Here is a 14,519-nt window from a genome sequence, read left to right as displayed (position 1 = left end):
TTAATTCTTAAACAATTTTTGAAAATTTGTCCATTCTATCTCTAATAGATTCTTCAACTTTTATATAAGATAAAGAGATTGCTCCTATTCCGGTATGAATAGTTATATCTGAACCCATTTTGATATATCTAATTTTATCAATTGGTAATATTTCTTTAATTTGTTTAATATAAGTTTCAACATTGTTGTTTAATGCATCTACTAAAACAAATTCATAATTAGGATCATTTTTGTGTTTTGAATTTTCAAAAAGTTCTTTCGCTTTTTTGACAATTGTTTTTGGAAAAACTCTTGAAAGAGACTCTTTATCTAAAAATCCATTTTCTAACTTTATTACAGGTACAATTTTGAAAAGTTTTGCAACAGCAGCGGCTGCTTTTGTAAGTCTTCCGCCAGCAACAAGTGCATCGTTAAATTCAGGTATTAAAAGTACTTTATCAGTAGGTTCATCAAATACTTTGCAAGCCTCTTCGAATTTAACTCTTTCGTTCATTAAGTTTTCAAATCTAAATAAATCTAATGTCATTAAATATGAAACTTTACGACTTTCTACAACAAATACTTTGTCATTATCAGCATACATCATTTTGATCATATGACATTGGCTTGAAAGTTCACGACTTAATGGATAAATTACAATTTTGTCAAAATCATTTATATATTTGTTTACTTCTTCTTGAACTCTTCCTGGCAAACTTGCAGAAGTTTTTAATTTTTCACGTCTATTGTTATCTCAAACTTTTTTATGAAATTCAAGATTAAAATCAACTCCTACTTCATAAGTTTTTTCATTAACTTGAACAAGTATTGGGATAAATCCTCAACCTAAACTATTGGCTTGTTCTTGAGTAAGCGAAGTTGAAGAATCAACAATAATTTTTACTTTCATAAGTTTAATTTCTCCTTTATATAGAGCAGTAAGTATTATATAATATATATAAAATTTTAAGTATAATTAATTAACAAAATAAGGAATAAATATGTCTCTTTCAATTTTAGATGAGTTAAAAAAACGTTCACTTTTAAAAAATATTTCAAGCGAGGAAAAGTTTGATGCTTTACCAAAAAATTGTGCTGTTTATACTGGCTTTGACCCAACTGCTAAAAGCTTACACTTAGGTAATTTTTTACTTATTAGTGCTCTTTTAAGATTTAAAAAATTTGGTTATAAAGCTTATGCTGTTCTTGGCGGAATTACTGGAATGATTGGCGATCCAAGTTTTAGAGAAACTGAAAGAAGTTTTTTAGATATTAAAACAATTGAAGAAAATAAAAAACATATCAAAAAACAACTTGAATCATTTGGACTTGAAGTAATTGATAACTTAGAGTTTTATAAAAATTGAACTCTTGTTGATTTTTTAACCAAACCTGGCAAAATGGTTAATATTAACTATCTTTTAGCCAAAGATTCAATTGCAACTAGACTTGAAAACGGACTTACTTTTACTGAATTTTCATATCAACTTATTCAAGGATGAGATTTTAAAACCTTATATGAAGATTACAACGTAAAAATCCAAGTTGGTGGTTCTGATCAATGAGGAAATGTTACTACTGGACTTGAAATGATAAGAAAAATACATGGCGAAAATGCTGATGCTGTCGGTCTTACACTGAATTTAGTTACTGATGAAAATAATAATAAAATCGGAAAATCTTCAGGTGGTGGAAACTTATGACTTAGCAAAGAAATGACAAGCCCTTTTTCAATCTACCAACAACTTCTAAATACAAGCGATGTAAAAATTGAAGCACAATTGAAATGACTTACTTTTCTAGAACTTGGCGAAATTGACAAAATAATCAAAACTCACAATTTAGATAAAAGTAAAAGAGTTGCTCAAAGAGCATTTGCTTTTGAAATAGTTAAAACAATTCATAGCGAAAAAATTGCCAAAAAATGTGAAGAAATTAGTCAAACTTTATTTAATAAAGGAAAATTTAATTTAAAGGCTGAAGATATTGATCTTCTAAAAGGTTATCTCCCTGTTATAAAGTTTCAAAAAAACCAAACGTTTATTGAAATAATTAAAGAGAAGGGGATTTTATCTTCAAATAGAGAAATAAGAGAATTCTTATCCAAAAAATCATTCATGTTAGATGGAGAAGTTGTTGAAGATGAAAACCTCAAAGTTTTTGCCAAACATTTTGGCAAAAAATATCTTCTATTAAAGAAAGGCAAAAAGGACTTTTACATTTTGGAGGAACAGTAGAAATGGAATGACCAAGAATTGTTATTAATGAGGAAAAGTTTAAAACTAATGTTAGAAGAGCGATTGAAATTTGCGAAGAAAGAAATGTTCAAATAGTTGCAGTAACAAAAGGCTTCGTAGGAAATCGTAGAATGGCCGAACTTTATTTAGAAGCAGGTATTAAATACTTTGGCGATTCTAGACTTGAAAATATTGAAGTTTACAAAGATTTTAAAGTTCATAAGCAATTATTAAGAATTGCTCAAATGCATGAAGTTAAAAAACTAGTTGAACTTTGCGACTCATCCTTGCAAACTGATATTAGTGTAATTAAAAAAGTTAGCGAAGAAAGTATAAAACAAGGTAAAATTCACGAAGTTATTTTAATGGTTGATTTAGGAGATAGACGTGAAGGAGTTTTACCTGAAGAAGCCGTTGACATGGCTGGCAAAATTATTAAATTAAAAGGTGTTAAACTTGTAGGACTTGGATGCAATTTCGGATGCTATGGAGCAAGAAAACCTTCAGTTGAAGCCATGAATTTATTTGTTAAACTGCAACATGAAATTGAAGATAAATATAAGATAAAAATGACTCATATGTCAGGCGGAAATACTTATAGTTTTCACATGATTTGAGAAAAAACAATGCCTCGTGAAATTAATTTTATTAGAATGGGATTTGGCATGATTTTTGGAACCGAAGATATGTATCGCGAAACTATTAAAGGAATGTATCGTGATGCTTTTAGATGCGAAGCAAGAGTTGTTGAAGTTGATTATAAATCTTCTTTACCAGTAGGAGAATGTGGCATTGACGCCTTTGGCAAAAAGCCTTATTTTGAAGACAAAGGAATGATAAAAAGAGTAATACTTGCACTTGGAAAACTTGACACAATGTTTGATGCAATGTTTCCTTATGATAAAGATATTATTATCCTTGGCGGTTCTTCAGATCATATGATTTTAGATGTTACAAATTCTAAGAAAGAATATAAAATAAATGATATTGTAACATTTGCTTTAGATTGAGGGAGCTTGCTTTATTTATTTAATTCAAAATTTGTTGAAAAAGTATTTGAATAAAGAATAAATTTAAAAATTGAGGTGAAGATAATTTCTTCACTTTTTTCTTTTTAAAGTAGATAAAAAAAAGACCATTTTTAATCTGGTCTTTTAAGGTCAATTTCTTGAAATGGTGCGAACAAATGGACTTGAACCATCGACCTCACGATTATCAGTCGTGTGCTCTAACCAACTGAGCTATGCTCGCAGATAAAGGCAAATAAATTTGCCATATATAAATGATATTATAAAACGAATTAACGTTTTGAGAATTGTCTTGCTCTTCTAGCTTTTCTTAATCCGTATTTCTTACGTTCTTTAACACGTGCATCACGGGTTAAAAAGCCAGCATCTTTTAATTTGTTGTGATATTCACCATTTGAAGCTTCAATTAATGCTCTAGCAATACCTAATCTAATAGCTCCTGCTTGCCCTGTTAATCCACCACCGTTAACATTAGCACTAACATCAAATTTTTTCAAGTTTTCTGTAACTTCAAGTGGACTTAAAGCATCTTGAATTAAGATATCTGAATTTAAGTAACTTTTTGCTTCTTTGGTGTTGATTAAGAACTTGCCACTTCCTGGAAGAATTGTAACTCTGGCTACTGATGATTTTCTTCTACCTAAACCATAATATTTAACAATTTTATTAGCCATTATTTAACCTCGATTAAAGTTGGTTTTTGTGCTTCTTGTTTGTGTTTTTCATCAGCATAAACAAATAAGTTTTTGAATTGCTTTCTGCCAAGTTTGGTATGTGGTAGCATTCCTCTAATTGCTTTTTCAACTAATGCTGTTGGAAACTTAGCTCTTAAGTCTTTTGCATTAATTTTTTTAAGTCCGCCAGGAAATCCAGTGTGGTGGTAGTAAATTTTGTTTTCTTCTTTTTTAGCTGTTAATAACACATCTTTTGCATTAATAATAACTACATTATCACCCATGTCAACGTTTGGTGTAAATGTAGGTTTTTTCTTTCCTCTTAAAATGCTAGCTGCAAGTGTTGCCAGTCTACCTAAAGGGATATTTTTTGCATCAATGATGTATCATTTTTTATCAACTAATTCTTTTCTAATAATTGTTGTTTGACGCATTTTTCCTTCTTTTGATTTTATTAAATAAGCCTATTGATTATAGCAATAAAGTTAAAAATTTTTCACAAAATTATAACAATCTGCTGAGCATGAAAATTATCGCGGTTTCTGCTCTTAATATGCTTCTGGTCAATGAAACTATTTTAACACATTTTTTCTTTGCTTTTTCAATTTCATGTATATGAAATCCACCTTCAGGTCCAACTATTAATAAAACGTCGTTTTTTACCGGAGAAAGTGGCATATTTTTTGCCTTTTCATAGGCTAAAATCTTATCTTTTATATCTAAATTTAAAAGTTCATCAAAGGTTAAAGTTTGCTCTAAAGTTGGAACTATATTACGAAAACTTTGCTGACTCGCTTCAAAAATTATTTTTTCATATCTTTGCCTTTTAGGTTCAATATTTACATTCGTAATATCAGTAAAAGCTGATTTAAAAGGAATTATTTTAGTAGCACCTAATTCAGTAACTTTTTGCAGTGCAATTTCAAAATTTGAAGCTTTAATTAAAGGTAAAGCCACAACCACTTCAAATCCAATTTCATTGTTTATATCAGTCTTTTTTATAATTTTCGCTTTATTTTGATCAATGAAATTGCATAGGTAAAATTCCTTTTCAAAATTAACTAAAATTTCTTCATTTTTAAGACGCAAAACTTTCATATGTTTACTAGTTTCTTCACTAAAAGTGAAAAATTCGCCTTCTTTTTTATTTGCAAAAAATTTGTACATGTTTAAATTTTACCAAAAAAGTAAAAAGCGACCAGAGGTCGCCTTACTTTATAATGGCCCAAGTTATTTAACATTTAAATAATTAAATTTCTAACTTCATTTAACTATTTTCTAACAATGTCGGCTAACTCATCGTCATTAAAATTATTTTGACTTTGATTTGAAAAATTTGATGGAGTGAAAGGGCTGTTTATTAGGATTTCACGGGTTCTTTCGTCTTCAAGATGTAAGTTGTGACCATTTTTGATTATGTCAGAAACTTCTCTTTGAATCTTCTCAGTACCTTTGGCAGCGTTTTTCTTAAGTCCAGTAGCAATAACTGAAACTGCAATTTCTCCCATTTTTTCTCTTTCTTCAGAATGAGTTTTAGTTATTCCGAAGATGATGTTGGTTTTTTCTCCAATATATTCTTGCATTTGATTTACGGCTTTATTTATCTCATTTAAATTAGCACTTGAAGGAACTTCAAAATAAACGATTGCATCACTTGCCCCTCTGACACTTGTTTCAAGAATTGGAGAGCTTATTGCAGCAGTAATTGCTTTAATTGCTCTATCAGTTCCTGAACTAGTTCCAATTCCGATTACAGCCTCACCACTATTTTTAATAATAGTTTCAAGATCTGCAAAATCTAAATTGATTATGCCGGGAACGGCGATTATATCAGTAATAGTTCTAATTGCTTGTTTTAAGACATTATCAACACATGTAAATGCTGAATTAAAGTCAATGTCACCGTATTGTTCCATTAATTTGTTGTTTGAAATTACAACATAAGAATCAACGTTTTGAATAAGTTCTTTAAGTCCTTCTTCAGCGATTTTCTTACGTTTAATTCCTTCAAATGAAAATGGTGTAGTTACTATTGCCATTACTAAAGCATTACATTCTTTAGCGATTTTGGCAATTACTGGACTTGCTCCAGTACCAGTTCCTCCACCCATTCCAGCGGTAAGAATGACTAAGTCAGCACCTTTTAATTTAGCCTTGATTTCATCAGCACTTGTTAAGGCAGCTTGTCTTCCAACTTCAGGATTAGCACCAGCTCCAATACCTCTTTGATCTCCGAGTTGTAAAATTACATCCTCTTCAAATTGTTGTAATACTTGTTTATCAGTATTTGCAACGACGTATTCTATACCGTCTAACCTTTTGTTTAAAAGTTCTTTAACACTGTTATTACCGCCCCCTCCAACACCAATAACAACAATTTTAGCAACTGGATTGTATCCTATTTTACTCATCTTTTCTCCTAACTTACTTAACTAAATTATATTAACTTAGTTAGAAAATTATAGAAACAGTGCAAGTTTTTTGTGTTTAATTCGCTTGGTTTGCAAAATAAGTTTGCTTGCAATTTGGAAAGATTCAAGTGTAAGTGTTTGTTCATCTTTTTTTACAACGTTTTGACTAAGTTCTTCAACTAAAGCATTAATTTCATCAGAAACTAAATAACTTTTTGAATTACTTAAAACGTTAAATTCATTAAAACTAGAAACTAGTTTTTTGAATGAAAAAGTAAGATTTTTTTCACCTACTAAGTAAGGTTTGATTGCTAAGTTTGTCAATTGATTTTTGTAAATTAAAGCTAAATATTTTTGCTCAACATTTTCAAAAAACTTCTTAACTAAAGTTTCAAATTGAAATTTATTAACAAGTACATTGCTTGCAAAACTTTCGTTTTGTGTAAAGTATAGATTTAGTAAATTTCAAGACATTTTAAAACTTAAATCAAAGGTTTCACTAATTTGTTCAATTAGGTTATTTAAACCTAAATCAATTGTTTCAACTTTAATTAAATTTTTATTTGCAAAAAGAGAAAAGGTCAATTTAAAGTTATCAAGTTTGATAAATGAAATAGCTGATTTTTCATTTACTTTTGATATTTTAAAATCATCTAATAATCTAATTTGGGCAATATTTACTTTAACTTCTTTCAAAGTCTTTACTAAGTCATCAAAAAAAGTTTTTTCTAAAGTAACTAAACTTAAATTTTGAATTAGGTTGTTATCTTCAATACGAGTTGAAATAATTTGTTTTTTAATTAACTTTTGTTCAAGTTTTTCCAAACTTTCGTTGAGTAAGTTGTTTAAATCATTTTGAGCTTCATAAGCTTCATAAGCTTCATTTTTTAGAGGCATTTTGTAAGAAAGTGTTTCAACTTTTAAAGTGTTTGTTGAAGATGAAACTAAAATAAAAATATCTTTTATTTTTGCTTCTACTTTCTTTTCAAGTTCTTTTATTGAATCAAGAATAAATCTTTTTGTCCTAAGATCTACAAAACTGGTGAATGAGTCACTTTTTTCGAAAATTTTAAAAACTCTGAAGTCATGTTTTTCACAAGCTTCAATTGTTATTTTTCTATCTTCTACTTTTAATACAGTGACTACAGTTTTTAACATCTTATTCCATTCTAGTAATAACTCTTAATTTGGCACTTTTAGATCTGCTATTTTTTGAAATTTCTAATGCAGATGGATAAATAATTTTTTGCTTTCAATTTTTAGTGCTTTTAATTGGAAGCTTGTTAAGTCTAGGATCTTGATAAACTAAAGTTTGGTAAAAGTTTTTGACAATTTTATCTTCTTTAGAATGGAAGGTTATGAAACAAAGTTTCGTACCCTCTTTTGTAAAACCTACTATATCTTTTAGTAAATCTATCAAAGCATGAAGTTCATCGTTTACTTCGATTCTTAATGCTTGAAAGATTTGCTTTGATGGATTTTTTTCTCTCACAACTTTCGCTGGCAAAGATTTTTTTACAATCTCATTTAAAGAAAAAGAACTTTCAATCGGGCGATTTTTTACTATTGCTTTCGCAACCTGTTTAGCAAGTTTAACATCAGCGTTTTCAATCAAGATTTTGGTTATTTTTTCCTCATCTCAAGTATTGACTATTTCAAAAGCAGTTAAGTTTTGATCTAAATCCATACGCATGTCAAGCTTTGAGTCTTTTGAATAACTGAATCCTCTTTTAATATCATCAAGCTGTGGGCTCGATACACCAAGATCAGCTATTAGTCCATCAATTTTTTCGATTTTAAGTTTTTCAAGTTCTTCTTTTAAGAATCTAAAATCTCTTTTAATCAACAGAAATCTATCATTAATTTGACTTAATTTTTTTTGAGAAAAATCAATCGCTTCCTTGTCTTTATCAAAACAGATTAATTTTCCCTCATCAAGTTTTTCAAGTATCTTTGAACTATGTCCAGCTCTACCTAGAGTTAAGTCTAGGTATATACCGTCATGCTTAATTTCCAATTCTTTAATTACATCATCAAGCATGACAGGAATATGTTGTTCTATAACTTAACTCCTTGTTTGTATAGTTTCTCGACAAGTTCATCTACTTTATCACTGTCTTCATATACACTTTCTTCTTTTTCATAAACTTCTTTAGCAAAAAGTTCGCACACAGAACCAGTTCCAATGAAAACAATCTCTTTTTTAATAGTGGCTTTTTCAAGCAAATGTTTAGGTAAGGTTACTCTTCCAAGACGATCTGCTTGCATGTCGATTGTGTTTGCAAATATAAAACGAGTCAAGTTTCTTATATCTTTGTTCAAGCTGTTATTTTCTTCAAGTTTTTGTTTTAACTTTTCAAATTCAGCTTCTGATCTAAAAATAAGTGACTTATCAAATCCAAGCGTAATAAAGAAAGTTTCTCCCAGCTCTTTTAGAAATTTAGTTGGAATTACTACTCTATTTTTCGGATCTATTTGTCTGTCATATTTTCCAAACATTTCCACTTCCTTCCACTACAACCTTAATTCTAAACTATTTTTTCCATCTTTTTTATTTTTATTTAAAAATTTTTTTAAATTATGCTTTTTGACAAAAATCATCACCTCAACTTCAATTCCATTATTTGTAAAATGGTGAAAAAAGCATAAAAAAACATGGCATTAAAACCATGTAAATTAGTCAAAAAAAGATATGGTGCTGGTTAAAGGAATTGAACCTCCGACCCACTGATTACGAATCAGTTGCTCTGCCGACTGAGCTAAACCAGCATAACTATTTAATTATATAAAATTTTTGATCATCTTTATGAGGCTAGAAGTAATTTAAAGTTTAAGTTGACTAAAAAATTATTTGATAGTAGTAGCAAAACTTAATTTAATTTTTGGGTTAATTTGCCTTAAAAAACTTAAAATTAAAGTAATTAGATTTAATTTTAGGAGTTAAAATGGTTAAAATCGGAAGTCATGTTTCATTCAAAAAGCCTGATTATTTAGTAGGGTCTTGTGCAGAAAGTTTGAATAACAAAGCAACTTGCATGATGATTTTTTTAGGTCCACCCCAATCTACTTTTAGGGCAAATAAAGAAGAATATAAGCTTCAAGAATATCTAGAAAAATATAGTGAAAAATATAGAGCAAACGATATTATTATTCACGCGCCTTATATTATTAATTTAGCAAGTCCTTTAAAACATGAATTTGGTGAAAACTTTTTAATTAGTGAAATAAAAAGAATGAATTATATTAAGGCCAAATATATAGTTTTGCACCCTGGCTCTTCAACAAATTTTTCAAAAGAAGAATCAATCAAACAACTTATTAATTCTTTAAAAAGAGTAATTAGCGAAACTGAAGATGCAATCATTTGTCTCGAAACAATGGCTGGTAAAGGCAATGAACTTTGTAGAAGCTTTGAAGAGATTATGTTAATCATAAATGAAGTTAAGAGTGATAGATTAAAAATTTGTTTAGATACATGTCACGTCTGAGATGCTGGATATAATATTCAAGACTATGATAATTTTAAAAAATATCTTAAAGAAAACAATTTTTTAGATTATATTAAAGTAATTCATTTAAATGATTCTTTAAATGAAAGAGGATCTAAAAAAGATAAGCACGCCAATATTGATAAAGGTTATATTGGACTTGAAACACTTAAAAAATTTGTGTTTGATGAAGATTTTAAAGATATTTGCAAAGTGCTAGAAACTCCATTAACTTTAAATAAAAATGCTCACAAAGAAGAGATTGCCTTATTATTAAAAGGATAAAAAAAATCGCACATGCATGCGATTTTATTTTTACTTATATTTATTATTTATAATCTTCAGGACGTGAAAGTACTTTTGACCCATCTTTAGTTACTAGAATTGTATCTTCAATTCTAGCACCACCTGAGCCTTCGATATAAATTCCAGGTTCAACGGTAATAATCATTCCTTCTTCTAAGACAACATCAGAAACTGCATTAACGTTTGGAAGTTCGTGTACATCAATTCCAACTCCATGCCCAGTTGAGTGAGTAAAGAATTTACCATATCCTGCTTTTTCAATATAGTCTCTACAAATTTTATCAATTTCTTTAGTAGAGATTCCTGGTTTAACAGCTTCTCTTCCTGCTTTTTGAGCAGCGGTTACGATATCTAAAACCTTAACAAGTTCAGGTGATTTTGGTTTGCCAAAGAAAAATGTTCTAGTGATGTCACTTGCAAATCCGGCAAATTGTGCACCAAAGTCAATTTTCACGATGTCGCCATCTGCTAATTTACGATTTGTTGGGTGATGATGTGGTTCAGCTGCATTTGTTCCAAATGCAACGATTGATTCAAAACTTTCTTTTTCAGCACCAAAAAGTCTCATTAAATATCCAAGTTTATTTGCAACTTCTTCTTCAGTAATTCCAACTCTTAAAAGTTTTTTAACTTCTTCTAAAGCTTGTAGTGAAATGTTGCATGCTTCTTGAATTTTTGTTACTTCTTCTTCATCTTTTTTGATTCTAAATTGTTTTGCTTTTAATTCAATATATTTAGCATCAGGTAGGATTTTTTTAATTGTTCCGAAAACTCCTAGAGTTAAATAATCTTGTTCAACACCTACAACTTTGTAGTTTTTCTTGCTTAAAAATTGTGCTAGTGAATCTTTTTCAAGTAGTCTAACATCAACATTTTTAGCATTTTTTGTAACATATTCAATATATCTTCCATCAACAAAAATATATGCTTTTTCTTTTTCAATAATTAAATATCCATCAGTAGTTTGCACACCAGCATATCAAAGTCTTGTTTGTGGAGCTTCTGAGATAACTGCATCTAAATTATTGCTTTCAAAAATTTTTTCTAATTCTGCTCTTAACATTTTAAACCTTCTTTATATTATTTCTTTTCTTTGTGAGTTGTGTGGGCATTGCATTTTGCACAATATTTTGTAACTTCCATTTTTTCTGGGTGAAGTTTCTTGTTTTTCTTTGTTATGTAATTTTCCATTTTACAATTTTCACATCTTAAAGTTAAACCTTCTCTTGGCATCTTTTCTCCTTATTTAAGTTAAAATAAATTTATTAAAATTAATAATTTTATATTATATAGTGTTTTTGAAATTTACTAATTTTATAGATAACTTTTTTAAACTGTGGATTTTAAGTTATAAAAAAACTAGACATTAAAGTCTAGTTCGTTTTTAAAAGATATTTGTTTTTGAAAAATCAATTGTTTTATCTTTATCATCTTTTATTTTGCTAGTATCTGAAGCTTCAGTAAAATCTTCATTTTTTTCTTCATCATCTAAATCTGAATCTTCTCCGCCATCTTTAGATTTTGAATCTGGTCTGTCCATTTTTGGCATTTCGCTTAAAATACCTGAAATGTATTTCTTAACATAAACTATACCGCTTCATCACGCAAGTACTAGTCCTGCCATTAGTGGAGCATTTAGTAAAATTAGTCAATAAAAATTAAGGGTAATTAAATAAGGTCCTAAAATTGCAATAACAATTAAAGAAATTGAAACAAGCAATGTTTTCACTTTTCCGAGAGTATTTGCTTCAACTTGAACGTTTTTTCTTGCTGCATAAATTCTGCAGCCATCAACAATAATGTCTCTTACTATAAATAGAATAATAAGTGAAAAGTAAACTACATTTACCATCCCAAGTAAGATCATCATACTTGCAGTTGCTACTTTATCGGCGATTGGGTCAAATATTTTTCCAAATGTGGAAACTGTTTTAGTTTTTCTAGCAATATAACCATCTAAAAGATCAGTTACCATTGCTACTATAAAAATTGCAACACAAAATGCATAGAAAACTGTTGAAACAATAGAAACTGTATTTCCAGCACCAATAAATCCACCGTGAAATCTAAGTGCTGAAATTACAATTGTAAATAGAATAAATGGAACCATTAAGATTAATCTTGTAACTGTTAATCAATTTGCTTTGCCAAAAGATTTACTTTTGCTTTGCATATTTTGCACTGATCTTTCGATCGTGTTTTTCTTTGCTTTATTTTTCATAAAATTGCCTTTCTATAGATTCTTTTACCATTTTAATGTAATCGTTTTTTCTGTCGCTTTCAGGCACAGCATCGGCTTGAGTTTTGAAATATTCAATTACTTCTGGGATTTTGCTATCTCAAAGATTGCTATTTGTTAATCCTAAAAGTTCACAATTTGAAACAAAAGTTTTATATTGCTCATTACCAGCAAAGTTTGGCCCAAAATCACTTCGATTTAAAAGTTTTTGAATAAGTGCTCTTGAGCCTTCGCGGATTTGATTCATTTTAATATCTCCAATTGAAACCACAAACTTTTTAAGTTGATTTCTATTGTAGATTATGATTTCGTTGAAACTTAAAACGTAATCATAAAACAGATGTCTTGTTTCTTTGTCTTTTTGAATTTCTTGAGCTTTTGCTTTCTTTTTCATAAGCGGAGTTTTAATTGCTTTTCAAATAATTCAACCTAAGAAAAATGCTAGTAAAAGACCTAAGATAACAAAAACTATAGTCTGGCTTGCTGAACCTTTTGGCATGTTTTTCCTTTCTTTTTTTAATAGAAACTTAACGTCATATCAAGTTATCTATAAATTATAAAATTTTTATAAATTAAATTATTAAATTTAATCATTATTTAAGATAAATTTACAATGTTTTCTTTCTTAATTACTTTGTCATCAGAAACTAAAATAATTGATTCAAATGGATCTAATTTATTAGGCATATCTGCATACATTTTATGTGCATAAGAACTTGCTAAAATTTTTAGTTTTGGATAAGTAGGACATCTTACTGGTTTATTGGTTAAATTAATAAGAAAATAAATCTTTGTTTTTTCAAATTGTCTTTTGATTTTTATAAGGCCATTTGAGAAAAAGCAGTTTGTCCTAATTTTTCCTTTATTTAAGGCTTTTTTCAAATTTTCATCTTCAAATAATTCAAATAAAAATGAAGTGAAATTTAAAGGACTTGATAAATCATTTGTTAATAAGTTTACATTATTTTTTTGTCAATTTAAACTATTTAAATTTTTGCTAATATTTGCGACTGAAAAACCAGAATTTGTTTTTGCAGATCAAGCCATGTTTGTATATTGACTTATTGGGTCTAATATTGATCTTGCCAAAAAATAAGTTTCTTTACTAATTCCCTTAGATTCGTAAAATCTTTTTTCTTCATTATAATTTAGGTCTTTAAAATCGCTCGGCCCCTTAATATTTGCTCTAATTTGTCCAAGTTCATCACCATAATAAATTGCAAATGAACTTTTTAAGCTGAAGAGTAAACACATGAATGATTTTGTTGCTTCAAAGTTAAAGGCTTTTTCATCACCCCATCTACTTGAAAGTCTTCCAACTTCATCACTTGAAAGTGAAATTATAAATTTTGGATTATTAATATAGTGTCTTAAATTTTGAAAAAATAAGTTAGGTTTTAGTGCACCTTTTTTTGAAAACGGAAGTTCTTTTGCGAGTGAAAGTTTTGGTAAATGGGTTAGATATAAATAATCTAAACAAGGGATTTTTAACTTCAACATTTGCTTAAACATTTTGTAATTATTTTTATTAGTTTTCAAAATCACATAAGCATCTGGTTCAAGCCTTTTTATCATTCTATAAAAGTCTTGAAGATAATGAAAATCGTAAGTAAAATTATGTGTTGCAATTAAATCTTCAAAGTTTAAAATCGTAAAAGTTTTAACGCCGCATTGCAAATAAAAATTAATAATTTTGTCAAAATATAAAACAGAATTTGCAAGCTCTACTATATTTAAGGTTTGATTTCTTTCATTCAAAATGTAAGTGTCGAGTGCTGTTAAATCAGCAACATTAAGTGCGGGATTTTCTTCTTTTTTTCTTTTATATAAGTTCATTAAATTACTTCAGTTAATAAAGGCTTGTTTTAACTTTTTAATATCAATTGTGGGACTTAATTCAATTCCTTTTTTATTAAATTCAAGCACACAAGTTACAAAATCATTTAAAGAACCATATTTTTGATTAACATCTTCTAAAGAAAAGGCATTTTCATAAGGCTTTAATACATCATCAATACAAATTGTATTAAATTTCAAGAATTCAAAATAATGAATTTTTGAATAAAGCCCGGCAAAATCACCTATTCCTGAACCAGAAATATCACGAAATGATTGTAACTTTAACTCATAAATAAAAAGTTTTTTAGTTTCTTGCAT

Annotated in this window: 16 protein-coding genes and 2 tRNA genes; 3 read left to right on the top strand and 15 right to left on the bottom strand. The window is 28.6% G+C overall.

From position 1 onward, the window contains the following. Positions 1–7: 7 nt before the first annotated feature. Positions 8–889 (bottom strand): DegV family protein, encoded by an 882-nt coding sequence (locus tag R9C05_RS01130; protein ID WP_121940953.1) that lies wholly within the window; start codon positions 887–889, stop codon positions 8–10. A gap of 91 nt (positions 890–980) precedes the next feature. On the opposite strand from R9C05_RS01130, the gene tyrS reads away from it, so the two are divergent. Together tyrS and R9C05_RS01120 are read left to right on the top strand one after the other, a co-directional pair. After that, positions 981–2,216: a tyrosine--tRNA ligase gene (gene tyrS / locus R9C05_RS01125; protein ID WP_121940952.1), complete on the top strand. Its 1,236-nt coding sequence runs from the start codon at positions 981–983 to the stop codon at positions 2,214–2,216. Positions 2,217–2,218: 2 nt separating this feature from the next. Beyond that, the gene (locus R9C05_RS01120) at positions 2,219–3,280 is read left to right on the top strand and encodes an alanine/ornithine racemase family PLP-dependent enzyme (protein ID WP_121940951.1); all 1,062 of its coding nucleotides are present in this window, start codon (positions 2,219–2,221) and stop codon (positions 3,278–3,280) included. A 110-nt stretch (positions 3,281–3,390) separates the two neighbouring features. On the opposite strand, the gene R9C05_RS01115 is transcribed toward R9C05_RS01120, so the two are convergent. The 9 genes from R9C05_RS01115 to R9C05_RS01075 all read right to left on the bottom strand — a co-directional run bounded on the left by R9C05_RS01115 (position 3,391) and on the right by R9C05_RS01075 (position 9,098). Beyond that, a tRNA-Ile gene (locus R9C05_RS01115) sits at positions 3,391–3,467 on the bottom strand. Between the two features lie 49 nt (positions 3,468–3,516). Beyond that, positions 3,517–3,918: a 30S ribosomal protein S9 gene (rpsI, locus tag R9C05_RS01110; protein WP_121940950.1), complete on the bottom strand. Its 402-nt coding sequence runs from the start codon at positions 3,916–3,918 to the stop codon at positions 3,517–3,519. Then, entirely contained in the window at positions 3,918–4,352 is a 435-nt protein-coding gene (gene rplM / locus R9C05_RS01105; RefSeq protein ID WP_121940949.1) for a 50S ribosomal protein L13, read from the bottom strand. The genes rpsI and rplM overlap by 1 nt, the downstream gene beginning before the upstream one ends. Before the next feature lie 70 nt (positions 4,353–4,422). Continuing rightward, entirely contained in the window at positions 4,423–5,085 is a 663-nt protein-coding gene (locus R9C05_RS01100) for a 16S rRNA (uracil(1498)-N(3))-methyltransferase (RefSeq protein WP_121940948.1), read from the bottom strand. A gap of 104 nt (positions 5,086–5,189) precedes the next feature. Beyond that, on the bottom strand, positions 5,190–6,329 hold the full coding sequence (gene ftsZ, locus R9C05_RS01095) for a cell division protein FtsZ (RefSeq protein ID WP_121940947.1): 1,140 nt from the start codon (positions 6,327–6,329) through the stop codon (positions 5,190–5,192). Positions 6,330–6,377: 48 nt separating this feature from the next. Continuing rightward, positions 6,378–7,487 carry a hypothetical protein gene (locus R9C05_RS01090; RefSeq protein WP_121940946.1) on the bottom strand — a complete coding sequence of 370 codons (1,110 nt, stop codon included), beginning with the start codon at positions 7,485–7,487 and terminating at the stop codon, positions 6,378–6,380. Position 7,488: 1 nt separating this feature from the next. Next, a complete protein-coding gene (rsmH, locus tag R9C05_RS01085; RefSeq protein WP_121940945.1) occupies positions 7,489–8,391 on the bottom strand; it encodes a 16S rRNA (cytosine(1402)-N(4))-methyltransferase RsmH in 903 nt (300 codons plus the stop codon). Next, positions 8,388–8,828 (bottom strand): division/cell wall cluster transcriptional repressor MraZ, encoded by a 441-nt coding sequence (mraZ, locus tag R9C05_RS01080; RefSeq protein ID WP_121940944.1) that lies wholly within the window; start codon positions 8,826–8,828, stop codon positions 8,388–8,390. Before mraZ ends, rsmH begins: the two co-directional genes overlap by 4 nt. A gap of 194 nt (positions 8,829–9,022) precedes the next feature. Next, a tRNA-Thr gene (locus R9C05_RS01075) sits at positions 9,023–9,098 on the bottom strand. 176 nt (positions 9,099–9,274) lie between these two features. On the opposite strand from R9C05_RS01075, the gene R9C05_RS01070 reads away from it, so the two are divergent. Then, complete coding sequence (locus R9C05_RS01070; protein ID WP_121940943.1) at positions 9,275–10,102, top strand: deoxyribonuclease IV; 828 nt, start codon at positions 9,275–9,277, stop codon at positions 10,100–10,102. A gap of 43 nt (positions 10,103–10,145) precedes the next feature. Here R9C05_RS01070 and R9C05_RS01065 read toward each other — a convergent pair whose 3' ends face one another. From R9C05_RS01065 to R9C05_RS01045, 5 genes are all read right to left on the bottom strand, one after another. Further along, a complete protein-coding gene (locus tag R9C05_RS01065) occupies positions 10,146–11,186 on the bottom strand; it encodes an aminopeptidase P family protein (protein ID WP_121940942.1) in 1,041 nt (346 codons plus the stop codon). 17 nt (positions 11,187–11,203) lie between these two features. Then, on the bottom strand, positions 11,204–11,356 hold the full coding sequence (rpmG, locus tag R9C05_RS01060) for a 50S ribosomal protein L33 (RefSeq protein ID WP_121940941.1): 153 nt from the start codon (positions 11,354–11,356) through the stop codon (positions 11,204–11,206). 151 nt (positions 11,357–11,507) lie between these two features. Continuing rightward, positions 11,508–12,344 carry a CDP-diacylglycerol--glycerol-3-phosphate 3-phosphatidyltransferase gene (gene pgsA / locus R9C05_RS01055; RefSeq protein ID WP_121940940.1) on the bottom strand — a complete coding sequence of 279 codons (837 nt, stop codon included), beginning with the start codon at positions 12,342–12,344 and terminating at the stop codon, positions 11,508–11,510. Then, positions 12,334–12,861 carry an MHJ_0274 family protein gene (locus R9C05_RS01050; RefSeq protein WP_121940939.1) on the bottom strand — a complete coding sequence of 176 codons (528 nt, stop codon included), beginning with the start codon at positions 12,859–12,861 and terminating at the stop codon, positions 12,334–12,336. Before R9C05_RS01050 ends, pgsA begins: the two co-directional genes overlap by 11 nt. 98 nt (positions 12,862–12,959) lie before the next feature. Then, on the bottom strand, positions 12,960–14,519 hold the full coding sequence (locus R9C05_RS01045; protein ID WP_121940938.1) for an alpha-amylase family glycosyl hydrolase: 1,560 nt from the start codon (positions 14,517–14,519) through the stop codon (positions 12,960–12,962).

The sequence above is a fragment of the Metamycoplasma subdolum genome (genome assembly GCF_033546815.1).
In the GTDB taxonomy this organism is placed as follows: domain Bacteria; phylum Bacillota_I; class Bacilli_A; order Mycoplasmatales; family Metamycoplasmataceae; genus Metamycoplasma; species Metamycoplasma subdolum.
This window is presented reverse-complemented; position numbering and strand designations above follow the sequence as displayed.